This is a genomic window from Stenotrophomonas sp. 278, from assembly GCF_003935715.1.
Taxonomy (GTDB): Bacteria; Pseudomonadota; Gammaproteobacteria; order Xanthomonadales; family Xanthomonadaceae; genus Stenotrophomonas; species Stenotrophomonas maltophilia_AH.
Window position 1 is genome coordinate 1 of record NZ_RHPP01000035.1, and the last position, 18,864, is coordinate 18,864.

Annotated in this window: 10 protein-coding genes and 1 pseudogene; 10 read left to right on the forward strand and 1 reads right to left on the reverse strand. The window is 58.8% G+C overall.

All coding sequences use genetic code 11. The features are described from left to right. From EGJ34_RS08085 to EGJ34_RS08130, 9 genes and pseudogenes are all read left to right on the forward strand, one after another. Positions 1 to 123: pseudogene (locus EGJ34_RS08085) on the forward strand (IS3 family transposase); the annotation flags it as partial. Between the two features lie 2,741 nt (positions 124 to 2,864). Next, the gene (locus EGJ34_RS08090; RefSeq protein WP_125359986.1) at positions 2,865 to 3,326 is read left to right on the forward strand and encodes a hypothetical protein; all 462 of its coding nucleotides are present in this window, start codon (positions 2,865 to 2,867) and stop codon (positions 3,324 to 3,326) included. A 2,632-nt stretch (positions 3,327 to 5,958) separates the two neighbouring features. Further along, positions 5,959 to 7,683, forward strand: a complete 1,725-nt coding sequence (locus EGJ34_RS08100; RefSeq protein WP_125359988.1) for a phosphoethanolamine--lipid A transferase — start codon at positions 5,959 to 5,961, stop codon at positions 7,681 to 7,683. After that, complete coding sequence (locus EGJ34_RS08105) at positions 7,676 to 8,047, forward strand: diacylglycerol kinase (RefSeq protein WP_125359989.1); 372 nt, start codon at positions 7,676 to 7,678, stop codon at positions 8,045 to 8,047. The genes EGJ34_RS08100 and EGJ34_RS08105 overlap by 8 nt, the downstream gene beginning before the upstream one ends. Before the next feature lie 535 nt (positions 8,048 to 8,582). Beyond that, positions 8,583 to 9,836, forward strand: a complete 1,254-nt coding sequence (locus EGJ34_RS08110; RefSeq protein WP_125359990.1) for a TolC family protein — start codon at positions 8,583 to 8,585, stop codon at positions 9,834 to 9,836. After that, a complete protein-coding gene (locus EGJ34_RS08115) occupies positions 9,833 to 11,080 on the forward strand; it encodes an efflux RND transporter periplasmic adaptor subunit (protein WP_125359991.1) in 1,248 nt (415 codons plus the stop codon). Before EGJ34_RS08110 ends, EGJ34_RS08115 begins: the two co-directional genes overlap by 4 nt. An 11-nt stretch (positions 11,081 to 11,091) precedes the next feature. Beyond that, the gene (locus EGJ34_RS08120; protein ID WP_125359992.1) at positions 11,092 to 14,319 is read left to right on the forward strand and encodes a CusA/CzcA family heavy metal efflux RND transporter; all 3,228 of its coding nucleotides are present in this window, start codon (positions 11,092 to 11,094) and stop codon (positions 14,317 to 14,319) included. A gap of 77 nt (positions 14,320 to 14,396) precedes the next feature. Next, on the forward strand, positions 14,397 to 16,391 hold the full coding sequence (locus tag EGJ34_RS08125; protein WP_125359993.1) for a heavy metal translocating P-type ATPase: 1,995 nt from the start codon (positions 14,397 to 14,399) through the stop codon (positions 16,389 to 16,391). A 2-nt stretch (positions 16,392 to 16,393) separates the two neighbouring features. Continuing rightward, complete coding sequence (locus EGJ34_RS08130) at positions 16,394 to 17,119, forward strand: response regulator transcription factor (protein ID WP_125359994.1); 726 nt, start codon at positions 16,394 to 16,396, stop codon at positions 17,117 to 17,119. A 239-nt stretch (positions 17,120 to 17,358) separates the two neighbouring features. Here EGJ34_RS08130 and EGJ34_RS08135 read toward each other — a convergent pair whose 3' ends face one another. Continuing rightward, a complete protein-coding gene (locus EGJ34_RS08135; protein WP_125359995.1) occupies positions 17,359 to 17,625 on the reverse strand; it encodes a hypothetical protein in 267 nt (88 codons plus the stop codon). Positions 17,626 to 17,903: 278 nt separating this feature from the next. Here EGJ34_RS08135 and EGJ34_RS08140 point away from each other — a divergent pair, with 278 nt between their 5' ends. Further along, entirely contained in the window at positions 17,904 to 18,824 is a 921-nt protein-coding gene (locus EGJ34_RS08140; RefSeq protein ID WP_125359996.1) for a hypothetical protein, read from the forward strand. Positions 18,825 to 18,864 lie beyond the last annotated feature (40 nt).

Consider the following 18,864-nt stretch of genomic DNA (forward strand, 5'->3'; position numbering starts at 1 on the left):
GCGGCACGAGCGGATGTGTTTGACTACATCGAGCGACGCCACAACCCTAGGATGCGCAGAAGGGTCGCCAAGCAGGATCAGAAGGTTGCAGCTCTTTTAGAACCGTCCGTGATATCGGGGTAGAACCCATCTCACTCCTTTTCGACTGAAGGATCTCCGCAGCCTTCGTGTCTCCATTGCGTACGTTAAGCACCGAGACCTAGATCAGGTACGTCTGATTCTAGGACACCAGTCCTTCTCCAGCATCGATACTTACCTCCGATCCACCGTAATATTCAAGCTAAACGAGTCTAATATCCTCAGATTTCAGCATCTTCTTGAGAAGGAGTTGCTCTCCAGCAATCAGCCTCCGCCACAAACCTTCTCCACGGGTGACGGCGGACACTGCCGCGATTCTTCAAAAAGCCGCTTTGCAGGAGGTATGACCCCGTGCGACGGAATGGGATGCCACATCGGGACGACCTGTGAAAACTATACCCTTCGCCCTACGAAAGAGTCCGTGGCAGATGCGCTAAGAACTCTCCACTCTTACAGAGAATGCTGGCAGGCACTCGCAGATCAGCAACCCGACCGATTTTGGGATATCCACCTGCCACGGATCGTGCATATTCACGTCATGCTTGAAGCAATCCGAGACCTGCGTCCAGATCTTCTGCCCGAAGGGATGTGGAAATGAACTCCACCAAAGCGAACCGCTCCGCACCAGCCTCTTGTGAAGAGACAAGTGACTATGATCTCGACCAAGCACGTCAACTGCGTCTGCAAGGATCACTGCTCTTGCACCAATCAGGCGCAGATTTGTGGTCCTTAGATTTGAGCCAGATCCATTTTAGATCTGCCAGAGACCCGGCGGCGGCCACATCCCTGTATAACGAAGAGCCAGCCCGTCGAGCCGCACTCTGCTTCACGCAGAACGTCATCTCCAGCCGCCGCAGCTTCATACCAGACAGGCGATCGATCACGCGACAGATCTACCTACTAAGAAACGTCTATGACTGGCTAGCACCCCAGGGCACCGATAGGCTTAGCCGAGCGACGCAAGATCAACTCAGTGAGATGATGGCGAGCTTTGCAGAGCTCGGGTGGCCGCACTCGCTGGGGATAGTATCGCGATGGACAAGCGCGGCATCTCTTTTCAACGAGGATGACACGGAACTGGCGTTTCACTTTCACTCTGAGGGCGGCGCACGCTGCATCAATGCGATCAATCAAGGCTACTGGCGACCCCGATTGGGTTGGGGAGGTGGTGTTCCTGTGCCCAGGGAAGTTCGCATGATGCTGCAGGACATAGTTGGCGCACGATACAGCCGAAAGTGGGCATCAACGGACGGAAATTATCTTCCACCAAGCAAAAACGTGCTACGAAACACGATTGCATTCATTAATCAGTGGCATTCAGTCCAAGAGGATTGTGATAAACCCAGTTTTCGCATTTCCCGGAACTCAAATCGTATGGCAAGCCGTCTCGCCAGACGTAGTTCCGCAAAGACTGGTGTTCTCACTGTGACCGACGCAGGATCATTGATGAAGTCCGCGACATTCGTCATTGATGAAGTTCTGCCGCTGCTAATCGAGCTCCTCAATGAACCATTCACAGCTAACCGTCGCTCGCGGCATCGGAGGGTTGCCCAACGCGCTCTGGAGACCAGCTCCGCAAGAGAAGCGATCGAGACTCTGCTCTCACGGCCTATCGTCCGATGGCTTTGGTCCGGATCACACGGACGAAACCCAGAGGAGCTATGTGTAGACCAGCTAATTGCAGCAGTACAAGGCGCAGCCTTCATTATCATCTGCGCAATGAATGGACGTCGGTCTGGAGAGGTCTGTCATCCGACGACCGGATTGCGGACAGACTCGCTCATCGTTCTGGACGAAGACTTGCTCATAGCTAAGATGTCATTCTACATAGAGAAGACGCGCTTCTGCAGAGAGGATTTCTATGTCAACGCGCTTACTGTCCGCGCGTACCAAGCTCTGCTTAGCCTCAGAGCGCACCTAGGCCAAGGAGAGAGTGTCAGCGAGACGCCTGAGAGCATCTTCGCACTAGCTCGTAGAAGCGAGTCGAGCCTTCCAGACAGCAAGAGGCCGCACTTCTCACCCACATCGGACACAAAACGAACGCGCACCCTGAACAGCTTTTTCGAGGTCGCCGGAGAGCGTTGCACGGTTGCCAACTTGGCACCGCATAGCCTGCGGCGATGCTTCGCACTCCTTTACTACTACAGGTTTGAGCAGTCAGATCTACTCAGTCTCCAACAGCACCTCCGCCACACCACAATCTCAAACACAATCCACTACGTCACGGGGGACACTGGCTACTTCTTCCCAGATGTTGAGAGGCGGCTATTCCATCCAATAGACAAATCTGCGTTTCCCTGCCGCGAACTTCAAGACGTTTCGTACGAAATCCTTGTGGAATCTATCCACTCTATTCTGGCCGGCACGGGCGCGGCGGGCGGATTTGTGAAGTTCGTCCGGGCACTCTACCGACAAATGGTAGACGCATTGACGGAAGGAGATAATGCAGCTGCTCTGATCGCCGATCGGCTAAGGTCAAATGAGCATGTACTGAGGCCCATGCCATTCGGACAGTGCCATTCGACCCGGCGGCGATCATCTATAGGGAACTGTAGAGAACGAGGGAGACTACATCATGAGCACGCCTCGCCCGCCTTGTGCTTCTCTTGCCCGTTCCACTTCACATCTCCGGCCTATTACAAGTCGGTCTCGCTGATCAAGACGTCTATGGAGGCCGCCAGGAGCCAGGCCGCAGAGGGCTCGGTCCAGGCGGGTTACCTGAACCGGCAGATTGAGCACCTTCAATGGCTATTGCGGCATGTCTCACCACAAGGGGAATCGGCCCAATGACTCATATTTCAATCCAGCGAAGAGATCGCGCTAGGCACAACATTCAAATAAAGATCAACATTCTGAGTGGCTGGATCATGCACGGAGTGCCGAAGCACCCCACAACAGGACTCGCAGAGTACTTCCCAACTACTCTGCGGCAGTTCAAAGCGTGGGACGGCTTACTCAACAGCGAGGACCTCAGGCTACAGCTACCGTCGATAGCGAGAATCGGAAACGACACCCTTGACGCCAATCAGGATCTGAAGGCCTCAGCCAGCTCCATAATCGCGCTCCTAAAGGCCCGCTCCGTATGTGCTTCGAAAGTTAAGCAAGCAAGTGCAAGCAACAAAGAGCAGGCTCAAGTTCTTCTTAAATTGTTAAATATCCGAAACTCTGAACTGGTAAGCCAGCAGCGCGAAATCCGGCGACTGAAAAGCCAGATCCAGTTGCTTGAGCGACGTCTGGAGGTCCGATGACACTCATTACAAATGGACCGAGACTCTCTCGATCTGATGCGTACTGGCATCTGTCAGGGTCCGATGGCCGAACTAGTTGGCCTTGCTTGGATTACCTCATCGACTGTGTCGACAGGCAGCGCCTTCGGCCTGCAACAGTAGAGCTTAGAGCGTATGCACTGAAGATGTGGATTTCATACCTAGAGCAGCAGAATGTGAACCTACTGCACGCTTCGGATGCAGAACTCATTGACTTTGCAAGTCACAAATACTTGCGCCAAAGTGGAGGCGCATTCGGCGACTCCCAAGCGAGGAAGAGGAGCATAAATCAGATCGTCAGGTCCATCTACCGGCTCTACGCGTGGCTCCAGTGTTCGAGTTACGGAGAGGGCCTAGCGTTGCTAGGACCGTCTAGATGCCAGTTTATAAGCACTCTGAACGAACCGGGCAAGCAGCGGTCACGATCAGACTTTCCATGTACGTTTCGCTTCGCTGGAGAGCGTAGTAAGCACAACCGCTATCACATCCCGGATGATGCGGACCGTGCAAGGATGGTCGAGCATTTCTACAGCAAGTACTCTCAAGGTGTCGCACTAAGGAACGCTCTGCTTTTGGATATCGCCTTGAGCACCGGCTGGAGGCGCGGCTCAATCGCGTCACTTTCTGTCGACCAGTTCTCTGCAGAAGTGCTCGATTCCGAACATATCTTGGTCACTCCTCCAGAGCAGAAGTTTGGGTACACACTTTCATTCAGTATAAGCAGCACGTTAGCGACTAGGATCGGCGCATACATACGAGGCCCGCGTTCGGAGATCGTTCGCCGCACTGGCACAAGCTCAGTGAAGGTCTTCTTGAGCGCAAAGCGCGGCACTCCGCTGACCGCCGCTGGTATCACTAAGGTTTTTTCAAATGCACGCAAGGCGTTAGGGCTCCCGCCAGGAGTCGGCATTCACTCTTGGAGACGCGCATTTGCGAATCGGGCAATGGCTCGGGAAGTCGAGCGGCGGCGACGAATAGGGGTCAATGGCACGTTCAGCGATGTAGCAGCGGTGGTTGCAAGCCAACTCGGCCATGAATCGTTAAAGAGTCAAGAGGCGTACATTAGAGGGCATGGCTCGCTCGAGGCCAACGATGGGGCCGGCCACGGGAACACCTAAGATGTTGCGCCTCGAAGCAGCGTTTGGCGTGAGCTGACGACCACATTCATCTTCAGGAAGTGTTGTCGAGTAGACCGAATCATGTGTCACGTCCATTCTTTTGCTCCCGGCGACGATGTTGACCGGCGTGCCCGACGTTTCCCTCTGCGCCACCTAAGTCGAGTTCACGGGGGCGCGCGTAAAGTGGGATGCCCTGAGCAGCGAATTCTCGATCGAGCTGCATGCGCACTTCTTTGCTGAAGGCTGTCATTGTCTACACCACCGACTGAAATCAGGATCTAGATTGCAACACGCCTTGGTTCCACGGCGCAATTCCGCATCGCCGCTCAGCCTGGGAACCGACAAGCAGCGCAAGGCCAGAAGGTGCCGCCGCCCTGGCTCTTAGGACGCTCAAGGACGAAAGAGGTGCGTTCAACCTAGCTTAGTAGTCAGGTAGTCTGGGACTGCCTGCAGCTTCATTACATCCGCTCTGCGCAGACGGTTGAGCTAGGCTGTAGCAAACCCCGTGAGTGGGAGTGGCCACGGAGGCAGTACTCAATCTCCTGCACGGTGTACGGGCTGCACCGATCTAGACGTCAGCGGCGATGTCAACGGTGGCCGCCGTGAAGTCTGATCTCCTCTGCCTGCTGGAGGATAGCTTCGGTGTGGCTGACCAAAAACAATCAAAGTAAGAACGGTGTCGTAAGAATGTTGAACTCGAGCGTACGTAACCCCTCGTTCAGAGCCGCCAGACAGACCCTGTGTGCGAAAAATGTCATAAATAAGTGAGGATGGACGGATAGCTGAACGACAAGGACCACAGACCTTGGTGTTTTTTTATTTCTTATCGTAGACAATGCGCACACACGGACGGCCGCCAAGGTCCGTCTCCCGCCAACGGCTGATCATTTAGCTAATGCATCGACGTCTTGCTTCTATCATTCGGTTCTTGGCTGCACTGCTTCTTGCGGTGTGCCTAGTGGTGCCGACGGTCGAGGCCATGACATGCAGCGACCAGATGGATGAGGGCTCCTCGCAGGAAGTGCCGAAGCCGTCTGATCAGAAGAAGGATCAGCTTTCGGCACACGGACACTGTCATCATGGTGGCGCGCTTCATCCGCCTTTCCTCTTTCCGCTAAGAGATGTTGTGGTGGCGGATGAGCCAATGACACTTGTGACCGCCGGAAACCTTCCGTCGGATAGGCTCGACGGTTTGATCCGTCCCCCCAGGGGCTGACAGCGATTCCTTTGCTCATTTTGTGAGCGAATGAACCGCCGCGTCTCCCCGCATGACTGGCAGCTCGTCTGCTGCTCTTCGAATCGTGCGTTGCGACCATTGGAGTCGCTGGGTGACCAGGCACTCTTGCTCCGGATCCGCCTGCGCGCGGTACCCGCTGCTGCACCTTTGATATTCCGGGTATATCCATGTCCACGTTCATGGCCTGTGCGTATAGTGCGCTCGGGGCCGGTCTTCCTGCTCTTCAGGTTCCTCCTGCGCAGCCAACTGGAGGCCTCGAATGAAGAGCGCTTCATGGTGGCGCAATCGCCCAGAAGTCGGTCAGACATGGCTGATCATCGCCGTCTCTCTCTACTTCACGGTGGTCTTCAACAACGCGTTCGTTCGGTTCATTCTTGGAGCCTCGAACCACGAAGGAACTGCGCAGGCGCTGGTAATGAGCACCGCGCTAGTGTTCATCACCGGACTCCATGTGTTGCTCTTGTCCTTGCTCGGGTGGCGTTGGACGCTCAAGCCTATCCTGCTGGTGATGATTCCGGCATCCGCCGCCGCCGCCTACTATTCGGACAACTACGGCATCTTCTTTGATGCGAGCATGGTGCGTAACGTCTTCAGGACGGACACTGCGGAAGCAGGCGAGCTAATGACTTGGGGGTTTGCAGGCGCGATGCTCTTAAAGAGCGCGCCGCCGTTACTCGTAGTTGTCTGGATTCGAATTCGTAAGGAGAGCAGCATCCTTCGCCTGCTGGTGAAGAGGGTGCTACTGGTTGTCGCCACCTTGGTCATCACTAGTGGCGCAGTTATGTCGCAGTTCGACGATCTCTCATCGCTGATGCGCAACAATAAGTCCGCGCGGTACTTGATTACGCCTGAGAACTACATCGTATCCAGCATCCGCGTCCTACAACAGGATCGGCGCGCACCACGCGGACCGCTGTCCAAAGTGGCCGAGGATGCCCGATTGGACCCTCATCCGATTGGTTCCAAGCCTCATCTACTTGTGATCGTTGTAGGCGAGACTGTCCGCGCGCAGAACTGGGGCCTGAGTGGGTATGCGCGTCAGACGACGCCAATGTTGGCCAGGCGTGATGTGGTCAATTACGTGGACGTGACCGCCTGCGGATCTAATACCGAGGTTTCCGTCCCTTGCATGTTTTCCGTGTATGGGAGGCGCAGTTATGACCGGGACAAGATCAAGCGGTCCGAGTCGCTTCTGCATGTGCTGGAGCGGGCGGGCGTTAAGACTCTCTGGCGCGACAATCAGTCCGGCTGCAAAGGCGTCTGCGCGGATCTTGCATTCGAATCGTATAGGGAGCCGCCTGATCATCCCTTGTGCACGAACCAAGCGTGCCGTGACGAAGTGATGTTGAGTGGACTTCATGGCGCCATTGACGACAACCCCGGTGATGTCGTGGTAGTCCTGCACCAGCTGGGGAACCATGGACCGGCCTACTTCAAGCGATACGGCGAAGAGTTCAGGACGTTCACCCCCGACTGCCGCAGTGCTGATCTTGGCAAGTGCACTCGAGAGGAGATCGTCAACGCATACGACAACGCAATTGTCGCCACTGATGACTTCCTCGCTAAAGCTATTGACATGCTGGCTGCGGACACTTCACACGACACCGCGATGATCTACGTATCAGACCATGGCGAATCGCTGGGAGAAGGAAATCTATATCTTCACGGACTCCCTTATGCGATCGCCCCGGCAACTCAGGTCAAAGTCCCAATGGTGGTGTGGTTGTCCGAGGGCATTCAGCGCGAACGCGGAATCGACCCGTCCTGTCTACGGGCGCAAGCCGGCAGCTCCATTAGTCACGACAACCTGTTTCATTCGGTGCTTGGCCTTATGGAGGTTCAGACAGAGGTCCGGGACGAAGGTCTAAACCTGTTCGGGAGATGCGAGAAGCCGAATGCGGAGACCGAGACGCCCACATCCGGCCAGTCGAAGAGGTCCGGAACGTCAAAGATTGCTGAAGTTCTGGGAGATGAACATGGCTGACATTTACGGCCACAAACCTCGCGGCCCTCTGGGGGTTATGAAGGCTTTTCGGTGGTCTCTTCTTGGAATACGGGCAGCTTGGCTGCATGAGTCCTCGTTTCGGCTAGAGGCGGTCATGGCGCTGCTGCTCGCTCCGGCAGCCTTCTGGATTGCCGATTCGCCAGTTGAGCTCGTACTGCTTATAGGCTCGCTGTTGATCGTTTTGGCAGCAGAACTGCTTAACTCAGCCGTCGAGGCGGTCATAGAGCGGTACGGGCCTGAGTACCATGAGCTGGCCGGGCGAGCCAAAGACATGGGTTCGGCTGCCGTATTCATGACGCTCACCAACGCAGGGGTGACCTGGATCGCCATAGCGGCCATGTGATGGGTCTCACGCCACAGCCGCTTAAACCGCGGCGGTAGAGCACGGAAGCTGTCCCAGAAGTGAATAGCTCCGTGCTAATGGCGTATCGCCGCCGATTGTTATTGTATCCCCTCTCAAGTGGTTGATAGCCTTTGAAAATGCGCCACGTCTCCCGGAAAATTGGGTTCGTTCTACTGATGCTGCTGATGGCGGCGTTCGTGGTCGTTCCTATTTCCGACGCGTTGGCGTGCTCGGCTGAGCCGCATTCAGCGGCCAGTGCCCCGCAGGATGCGGCTGGGGACTTGGATGGGAAGTCGGACCATGAGGTCCCGGGGGCCGGATGTAGCCACGGCCACTGCCACCATGCCAGTGCCAGCCTTCCTTTGGAAGCCGCGACCCCGCCGCAGTTGACGCTTCCGGCGGTTTGGAACGCTCATACCGGCGCTAATGGCGATGCGGTTGTTCTAGACGGGCTAACGCGCCCACCCCAGGGCTGATCAGAGCTTGACCCGCACATTGCGGGATCTGGTTTCTTTTCATCTCTGGAAAACTCTACATGTCGACCTCCACACGTCGGCCGCTGCATGCGGCCGGGCTGTTCGTGGCTGTCCTGCTGGCGCTCGCGCCGGCGGGGCCTGCCGCCGCGCAAGCTTCTCCCTCCTATGACGACCTGCTGGGTCGTCTTGATCAGTTGTCTGGCACCATTCAAGGCGTCGCATTGTCTGAAGCCGCCGATGCGCGTGTTCAACAGGCCCGTGCGCTTAAGAACCCCACGGTTTCTTACGACCTTGAGAATGCCCAAGGTACTGGCGCGTACCGTGGTACCAGCAACGCTGATTCGATCATCACCCTTTCTCAGCCGCTGGAGTTGTTTGGCCAGCGCGGTGCACGTGTGCGTGCGGCACAAAGCGAAGCCCAGGCTGCGGGACTGCGTAGCGAGCTGAGTCGGAGCGAAGTGGCCGCACTGCTCGCAACGACCTACGCACAGGCCGAAAGCGCACTGCGACGCTATGATCTAGCCAACGAGGCACTCCAGCTGATTCAGGAAGATGCCGCCGCCACGAGCGCCATGGTCCAGCAAGGTCGCGAGCCTCAGCTCCGGGCAGTGCAGGCGCAGAGTGAAGTGTCCAACGCCAAAGCGGCTCTGGATGAAGCCTTGGCGTTCCGGGACGCGGCCCTTGCTCGGTTGGCCGGTGCAGCACAGCTGGATGCGTCGGTTGACGCAATAAGTGAAAGCCTCCTGGATCGCGCCCCGCCCATGCCTACCGGCGACGCTCGTGCGGCATTGGCGGTCCGGATCGCAGAGGCAGAAGCGGCGACGGCGGGCAGGCTCGTGGACGTGGAGCGCAAGCGCGCGCTTCCCGACCTGAGCGCAACCGTGGCGCAGACAAACTTCCGCCAGGCAGGCGAGCGTGCGTACAACATCGGCGTGAGTCTCTCAATCCCACTCTTCGACCGGAACAGCGGCGGCATTCGTGCGGCATACGCCGAGCAGCGAGCCGCTGATGCTCGTCTTGAACAGCAGAAGCGCGAGAGTGAAGCAAATCGGGTTTCCGCGATTGCGTCATTGAAGGCATCCAACAGCCGAACGCGTGCCGCTGACGAAAGCGTCACGGCCGGTGAAGAGGCCTACCGCCTTGCTCGCATCGGCTTTGAAGCCGGCCGGATATCCCAATTGGAACTGCGCAGCACGCGTTCGACGTTGATCGCCGCGCGGGCCTCCGCCGTTGACGCAAGGCTCGCGCGCGTGGCCGCCGAAATTGAACTTGCCCGTCTCGAAGGACGCGCCCCCTTTCTGGAGCAGAAATGAACAAGCCTCGTAATCCCATTCTCGTCGGCGCGCTGCTGCTGTCTGCCCTGGTCCTTACTGGTGGCTTGACCGCCTGCCAAGGTTCTAGTGAAGCCCCCACCACAGAGAAGGACGCGTCGGCCAATGAAGACGGCCACGGTCATGCGGAGGGTGAAGGTGAAGGCGAGGACGGTGCCAAGCCCGCCGATGACCATGCCGGGGAAGCCCCTGGCGCGCACGCAGAAGAAGAGGCACCGGAGGGTGTGGTCCAACTGACGGCCGACCAGATCAAGGCATCAGGAGTGGGCGTAATCGCCGTGGGGCGTGGTGGCGGCGCTTCCACGCGCATTGCCGGACGCGTAGAGCCCTCGATCGGGGCGCGCGCATCGGTGGCCGCGACGGTGACCGGCCGCGTGGAGCGAGTGCTGGTTGCGCCGGGCTCACAGGTCAAGGCCAACCAGACACTTGCTGTCGTGGTCAGCGGCGACGCCGCCACCTTCCGCGCGGCGGCCGTCTCGGCGGGCGCGGAGGCCGAAGTCGCCCGCCTGGTGTACGGCCGCGACAAGGCACTGGTTGAGCAAGGTGTCGTTGCACGCCAAGAGATGGAGACGTCTCGCGCGCGCTCGATTGCTGCGGAGGCAGCCGCTGCAGCGGCCCGTGCCCAAGCCGCAGCCAACGGCTCGCCCGACAGTTCCGGCCGGGTGAGCATTACCAGCCCGGTTTCGGGGGTGGTCGGCAACGTGCAGGTCACGCCGGGTGGAGTGGTGTCGGCGGGCAGCGTGGTGGCAGACGTCTCGAACCCGGACATGAACGAACTGGTGTTTACCGCACCTCCCGCATTGGCCTCACAGGTCGCCGCCGGCATGAAGCTGGAAGTGACCGCACCGACCGGGGCATTCCAGGCAGAAGTCACTGGCGTGGCCGCTGACATTCGCCAGCAGGGTGGTACCACGGTCATCCGCGCGAAGCCCCTGACGGCGGCGTTGCCGCCTGCCGGATCACCGATTTCGGCGCTCGTGGTGGCTGACGGAGACGCAGATTCGCTGAGCGTCCCGGCCGACGCCGTGCAGACGGTGGACGGCAACAGCGTGGTGTTCGTCGAAACCCCGGAAGGCTTCAAGGCTACCCCGGTCATGGTCGGGCGTCGTGCCGGCGGCAGCGTCGAAATCGTCAACGGCCTCAATGGCACCGAGCGCATCGTCGGTACCAATGCCTTCCTGCTCAAGGCCGAACTGGCCAAGGGTGAAGCCGAGCACGGCCACTAAGGAATCCATATATGTTCACTATCATCATAGAATCAGCGGTCCGTTTCCGCTGGTTGGTGGTGTTCCTTGCCGCGATGGTGGCCAGCTGGGGCTTGTTCCAGCTGAGCAAATTGCCCATTGACGCGGTACCGGACATAACCAACAGACAGGTGCAGATCAACTCGATCGCGCCGGCGCTCACCCCTGAGCAGATCGAGCGGCAGGTGACGTACCCGCTTGAGACCGCGTTGGCCGGCATCCCGGGGCTGAACACCACACGCTCGCTGTCGCGCAACGGCTTCTCGCAGGTCACGGCGATCTTCACCGACCAGACCGACATCTACTTCGCGCGCCAGCAGGTGGCCGAACGCATGCGCGAAGCGGCGGACAGCCTGCCCGAAGGTGTGTCCCCGGTCCTGTCACCGGTGACCACCGGCCTGGGTGAGGTTCTCATGTGGACGGTGGACTTCACCGACTACGATCCGAAGAACCTGGCACCCAAGGGGCAGGCAGGCTGGCAGGAGGGCGAGGTCTACCTCACGCCGGAGGGTAACAGGCTCACTACCGCCGAAGAGCGTGCCACCTACCTGCGTACCGTGCAGGACTGGATCATCGCCCCGCAGATGCGTTCCAGCCCCGGCCTTGCCGGCGTGGATACCGTGGGCGGCTACGTGAAGGAGTACGGGGTCCATCCGGACAGCGCACGCCTGGCGGCTTACGGATTGGGGTTGAACGACCTCGTCCAGGCACTGGAGCGGTCGAACGTGCAGGCCGGTGCAGGCTTCGTCCAGCGTGCAGGCGAAGGCCTCGTGGTCCGCGCCGATGGTCTGGCGTTGACGACCAGCGACCTGGCGCAGTCACCCGTGGCGACCAAGGACGGGGTGGTGATCCGCGTCGCCGACGTTGCCGACGTCGAACTCAGCCGCGCACCGCGACTGGGTGCCGCAAGCCGCAACGGACATGAGGCCGTGCTGGGCACGGCGCTGATGATCGCCGGCGGCAACAGCCGCACGGTGGCGCAGTCCGCAGCGGACCGATTGGTCGAGGTGAACAAGTCGCTTCCGCCCAACATCTTTGCGGTGCCAGTGCTCGACCGTAGCCAGCTCGTCAATTCGACCATCAAGACCGTTGCCAAGAACCTGACCGAAGGTGCGCTGCTGGTCGTGGTGGTGCTGTTCCTGCTGCTGGGCAACCTGCGCGCGGCGACTATTACGGCGCTCGTCATTCCGCTGTCGTTCCTGTTTGCCGTGATCGGCATGAACCGGTTCGGGATCAGCGGCAACCTGATGAGCCTGGGTGCGTTGGACTTCGGTATCCTCGTGGATGGCGCAGTGATTGTTATTGAATCCACGCTTCTGATGCTGGGGCAGCGCCGCGCCGAACTGGGCAGGCCGCTGACGGCCATGGAACGGATGAAGATAGCCACGGAATCGGCCAAGAAGATGGCGCGACCGGCGGCTTTTGGTCAGTTGATCATTCTGTTGGTCTTCCTGCCGATCATGACCCTCGAAGGCGTCGAAGGAAAAACCTTCCAGCCGATGGCGGCCACCTTCATGCTGGCGCTCTTGGGTGCCTTCATCTTCTCCTTTACCCTGGTGCCGGCCTTGACCGCCCTGTGGGTGCGCGAGCCGAAGATGAAGCCCGGCGAAGAGCTCCATCACGGCGAGCACGAGACCAAGCTAATCAAGGTGCTGCGCACCCGAATCGAGCCTGTGATCGAGCGTGCTGTCGCCATGCCGCGCGTGGTGCTCGGAGGCGCGGTACTGACACTAGCGGTAGGCGTGACCTCGTTCATGATGCTGGGGCGCGAGTTCATGCCCACGCTGGATGAGGGCAACTTGGCCATGCAGGCGCTGCGGGTTCCCTCCACCTCGTTGGAGCAGTCCCTGGCCATGCAGTTGGCACTAGAGAAGGCCATTGCGAAGGAGCCGGAAGTGGAGACGGTGTTCTCCCGGACTGGTACTGCGGAGGCGGCCATCGACCCGATGCCCACCAACATTTCCGACAGCGTGATTGTGCTGAAGCCCAGAAGCGCATGGCCGGATCCGAAGCTTTCCAAGGATGAGCTGGTGGGGCGGTTCGAGTCCGTGGCGTCGAAGCAGCTCGGCAACAGTTTCGAGTTCAGTCAACCCATTGAGCTGCGCTTCAACGAGCTCATCTCCGGTGTGCGTACCGATCTTGCCGTGATGATCTACGGTGATGACTTCGGTGAGTTGCAGAAGGTCGCAGACCAGGTGGCGCTCAAACTGCGTGGCGTCCAAGGCTCCGCGGACGTGCGGGTCGAGCAGATCTCCGGCCTGCCAACCCTGAACGTCAAGATCGACCATCTGGCAGCCGCGCAATACGGGTTGACCGCAGCGGACGTGAGCGATGCTCTGTCGACTGGCATCGGCGGCACTGCTGCGGGAAAGATCTTCGAGGGTGATCGCCGCTTTGACGTGGTGGTGCGTCTGGATGACGCGGCACGCAATGATCCGGACCAGCTTAGCTCGTTGCCCATTGCCACACCCTCTGGTGCGGTGATACCGCTTTCGTCCGTCGCTCGGATCACCATAAGCGAAGGACCAAATCAGATCAGTCGAAACAACGGCAGCCGTCGAGTCGTGGTGCAAGCCAACGTCCGTGGGCGTGACCTGGGTGGGTTTGTTGGCGAAGCGCAGACGGCGGTAGCGGACGTGAAGCTTCCTGCAGGTTCCTATCTCACCTGGGGCGGGCAGTTCGAGAACCTGCAGCGGGCAGAGAAGCGACTGGCGGCAGTGGTTCCTGTCGTGTTCCTGTTGATTGGTGCTCTGCTGTTCATGGCACTGCGCAGCGCCAAAGAAGCCATTCTTGTGTTCAGCTGCGTACCGCTGGCGCTGGTGGGCGGAATCCTGGCTTTGCTGCTGAGGGGCATGCCGTTCTCGGTGTCCGCAGCCGTGGGGTTCATTGCGGTGTCCGGCGTCGCCACGCTGAACGGCCTGGTGCTGATGCAAGCCATCCGGGAGCGGCTTGATGCAGGCGATGCACCGTTGGTGGCGTCCCTCAATGGCGCAGCGAGTCGTATCCGCGCCGTGCTCACCACTGCGCTGGTGGCCATTGTCGGCTTCATCCCCATGGCGATCGCCAGCGGTTCGGGTGCAGAAGTCCAGAAGCCGCTCGCTACCGTCGTTATCGGTGGCTTGCTCACCGCGACCATCCTCACGTTGCTGGTGCTTCCCACCTTTGCTGGCCGCATAGCCAAGCCAAGCACCGTCGCAGTAGGAAAGGACGAAGATCACTGATTAGCTGACACCGAGCTCGGGCGCAGAATTTGCTGCGCTCGAGCCTTGAATGATCAGATCAAAATCGGAGAATAGAGATGAGCCAAGCAACAGAAGCTGGCGCATCCCCGAATCAGGGGGATGCCCATTCCCATGGCGGCCTGTTTGGAGTCAATGCCGAGCTGCTGTTCGCCATAGTCTGCGGGCTGCTCCTCGTGACCGGCTTCATCATTGAGAAGTCGGGTGCGTTCGGTATCGCATGGTTGCCCACGGCGTTCTACATGCTAGCCTACGTATTCGGTGGATGGTTCACCCTGCGCGAAGCAATTGAAAACATTCGAAAGAAGCGCTTCGAGATCGATACGCTCATGCTGGTTGCGGCAGCAGGGGCCGCCACCCTCGGAGCCTGGGCTGAGGGCGCATTGCTGTTGTTCCTCTTCAGCCTGGGTCATTCGTTGGAAAACTACGCTATGGGTCGGGCCAAGCGCGCCATCGAGGCACTCGCCAAGCTGGCACCCGAGACTGCCCTGGTGGTTAAGCAAGGCGGGCCGGTGGAGGTGCCTGTTTCGGCGCTGGAGCCCGGCGACGTCGTTCTGGTGAGAGCGAATGATCGGTTGCCCGCCGATGGCTTCGTGGTCAAGGGATCCAGCAACGTCAACCAGGCACCGGTGACAGGTGAGAGCATTCCGGTGGACAAACATCCGGTGCCTGACGCCGAAGAAGCGAGGCGTCGTCCCGATGCAGTTGACATGGCGTCTAGAGTGTTTGCAGGCACCATCAACGGTTCCGGAGCGTTGGAGGTGGAGGTTAGCCGGCGCTCTACGGAATCCGCGCTTGCACGCGTGGTCAAGATGGTCAGCGAGGCCGAGACACGAAAATCACCCACTCAACGTCTTACGGACAAGTTTGAGCGCATCTTCGTTCCCTGTGTTCTCGCCCTCTCTGGCATTCTGCTGTTCTCGTGGGTGGTGATTGACGAGCCGTTCCGTGACAGCTTTTACCGGTCCATGGCCGTGCTGGTTGCAGCCAGTCCGTGCGCATTGGCCATTGCCACCCCAAGCGCTGTTCTAGCCGGCATTGCCCGGGCCGCGCGTAGCGGAGTACTGATCAAGGGCGGTGCCCCGCTGGAGGAGCTCGGCATGGTCACGGCAATTGCCTTTGACAAGACCGGGACCCTGACCGAGGGCAAGCCCCGCGTAACCGACATTGTCGTGGCGGAGGGCGTAACCGAGAAGGAGTTACTAGAGATCAGCGTCGCCGTGGAAGCGCTGAGCGACCACCCATTGGCGGCCGCCATCGTTGCAGACGGTAGGACGCGCCTTTCCGGCCAGGTCGCAGTGGTAGCCAGTGGATTTGAGAATCTCGCCGGACGAGGAGTACGAGCGGAGGTTGATGGCCAGCCTGCCTGGATCGGGAAGGCTGAAATGTTTGGGGCTGACGGGGTTCCGGCTTTAGGCTCGTCCGCCAAAGAAGGTATCGCAACGCTGCGCAGTCGCGGCCGAACGACAATGGCGGTGAGACTGGGCGACAGGGATCTTGGCGTCATCGGCTTGATGGACACACCGCGGTCCGAGGCGCGCGATGCGCTGGACAGATTGCGTGGACTAGGCGTGAGCAGGATGATCATGATCTCTGGTGATCACCAGTTGGTCGCGCAATCTGTAGGCAGCGACGTCGGTGTCGATGAAGCGTGGGGCAACCTCATGCCAGACGACAAGGTTTCCGCGATACGTGAGATCAAGGCTAGCCAAAGGATCGCGATGGTTGGCGATGGCGTCAATGACGCACCTGCCATGGCCAGCGCCAACGTTGGTATCGCAATGGGCGCGGCGTCCTCGGACGTCGCTCTGGAGACTGCGGACGTTGCACTCATGTCGGAAGATCTGCGGCAGGTGGCCTTCTCGGTAGCCCTCAGCCGGCGCACTAAGAAGGTCATTCGTCAGAATCTGTACGTTAGCCTTGGCGTGGTCGCTTTGCTGGTTCCTGCCACGGTTCTGGGCTTAGGTATCGGCCCTGCGGTTGCAGTCCATGAAGGAACTACTCTTCTGGTCGTCATCAACGCGCTGCGGCTGCTCGGGTTTCGGGCACCCTGATCGTGGACATCCTGCTAATTGACAGCGATCGGTATCTCGTTCGCACGCTACTTGACGAATTGGAAGCCAAGCATCACACCGTGGACGTTGCCCTGGATGGGATCACAGGCTTACATCTTTCTGTGTCAAACAGCTATGACGCGATAATTGTCGACTGGGACCTTCCGCGGATGAGCGGATTGGACGTGGTACGCAGATTGCGACGTGAACACAATTCTTCCGTTCCATTGCTGATGCTTGCGTCCATGGCAGATATCGCCAGCAAAGTAGAGGCCTTTCGGACAGGCACTGACGACTTTGTCACAAAGCCGTTCGATCCACTGGAGCTGGAGGTTCGCCTAGAAGCACTAGTGGCCCGTTCTCGCGGCAGAGTCGGGATGCGCCGCCTTTCCGTTGGCAACTTGACTATGGACTTGGCCACTCTCGAGGCATTCCGCGCGGGAAACCGCCTTCACCTCTATCCTGCGTCTTGGAAGCTTCTAGAGGTCCTGATGCGCGAGAGCCCTGGAGCCGTTCCCAGGGAGCATCTCGAACGCGCGGTGTGGGGTCATCAGACACCTGACCATGACTTATTGCGCTCACAAATGTCTAGCCTTCGCAAGACCGTGGACGGGCCATTCAAGGACAAATTGATCCACACACTTCCGCGGTTTGGATACAGGCTTTCTATTCAGACCTCGATGGAGATGCGCGCAGCAGTGATGGAGGGCTCTGGAAGCTATGATTGAACGAAATGGCTTCTGCATTGATACCGGCCGTGCCTGGTTGGTGAAAGTTGATCGAGGTCAGTCATGAAAGGTGGTTGGCTTGCCGGCGTGCCGGCTGCAGTGTTCGCTTCAGCCTCGCTTTGGGGAATCTTGGCAATGCAGCCGTATGCGCCCAAGCCACACGAGTGGATGATGTGGATCCCGGCCACGGTTACTGCGTCCAGCATGACCATGGCTTGGGTCAGTGCCGCGATTGTGGATCAGATGCCGGCCATGTCGAACACGCGCGCTAGAAATCGTGCGGTTTTTTCGCGATGGACTCTCATGGTTGCGCTACTGGCAGCCATCGCCGTCTTCATTGCGTGCGTGACATCGAGCGAGCTTGATAGAGTGTTGGCATTGTTTGTTGGCGCGTCCCTAGTTCTATATTCCTCAGTAGAATCGCTTGTTGCGGCGGCACGTTGTCGCGCGAAGTTCGCCCCTACAATATTCGTCATGCTTCTACAATCGGCGGCGTTGGTGCTCACCGCGTTCCTGGTAGCCCACGATGAGCCGTCGCTCGACAGAGTAAGTGAAAGTTGGTTTACGGCGTGCATCTTGGCCTCGGGACTCTCTGCGCTCGCTGTCGCCAGATACTGGCAGGCGCTGTTGAACGACCCATTAGTCTCCTTTTCGCCAATGATTCGCTCAGTTTTGCGATTCTTTGCCGGCGACATGGCGTTGAGTACTTGGCATAGCAGGAGCCTGGTGAACGGTGACCCAGGGGAAGTGGCTGCCAAGGGGCCAGTCCGAAGGCGGCAGAAGCGTGGAAGAGAAAGCCGGCGGAGGCGATAAAGCGAATAGTCGGAAAATGGACTTGGAAAGTGATGAGGTGGGTCGGGACATGTTGGAGAGAAGAACTCCCGGGAGGGATAAGCGGGTAGAGGCTATCCTGATAGAACGCTACAAGAAGTATTTCATGAGCGAGAATTCGTTCAAACGCGGACTGGGTGTTCCTTGGCCAGCATTACGTAGCGCTATCATCAGCGAGGCAATGCGCTGTCACAGCGAAGTAGCTGGTACGCTCCCGCTCACTCTACAGCAGGCGGCCGCTGTGCTGAGTGTCCCACCCAGAGCACTGTTGGCGCTGAGCAAAAAGCATGCCGGTGAAAATGCAATATTTGCCTCCCTTTCAGGTAGTCGGGGGCTGGTACGAAGGGGGGTGGTATGCCCATGCAGGTTATTGCAGTGGGCATCAGAAGTGGACGCTGTCAGTGGATGGCGGGAAAGGCGGAGTGAGGTGGCGAGCATCGGTGCTACCGCGAAAGCTGCCGAGATTGTTGATCAGATTGGACTGCTGGAGTCGACCTTGGTTGAAGCAAGGATGGTTGATGTATCGAGAGGCGATCCTAAAGTGATCTCGCTTCGGCTGGATGAACGTGCACTGCCGATGAACATGGACGACATTCGCATGTGGCAGCAGCAGGAAGAGCGAGCATTGCTCGAAAGCCGCGATCGAGGGGTACGTGCTGTCTCAATTCCTGAGGCGCTATCGCTCCGGTGGCAGGACGAGGGCCTGCGTAGAGTGTGGCTGGACAGATTTCGTGTCACTCTGGTTCGCCTTGAGGCGCTACTGAATTACCATCGCAGTGATCTCAGGCAGGTTGCGATCCAGACAAAAGCTCAACTTCGAACGGTCGAACACGGACGACGAAGGCTGAGGCTTGTTATTTCGAGTGTTCGTTGACTGGGACCGCGGAAGCGAGCGTATGCAACTGGGCCGGTAC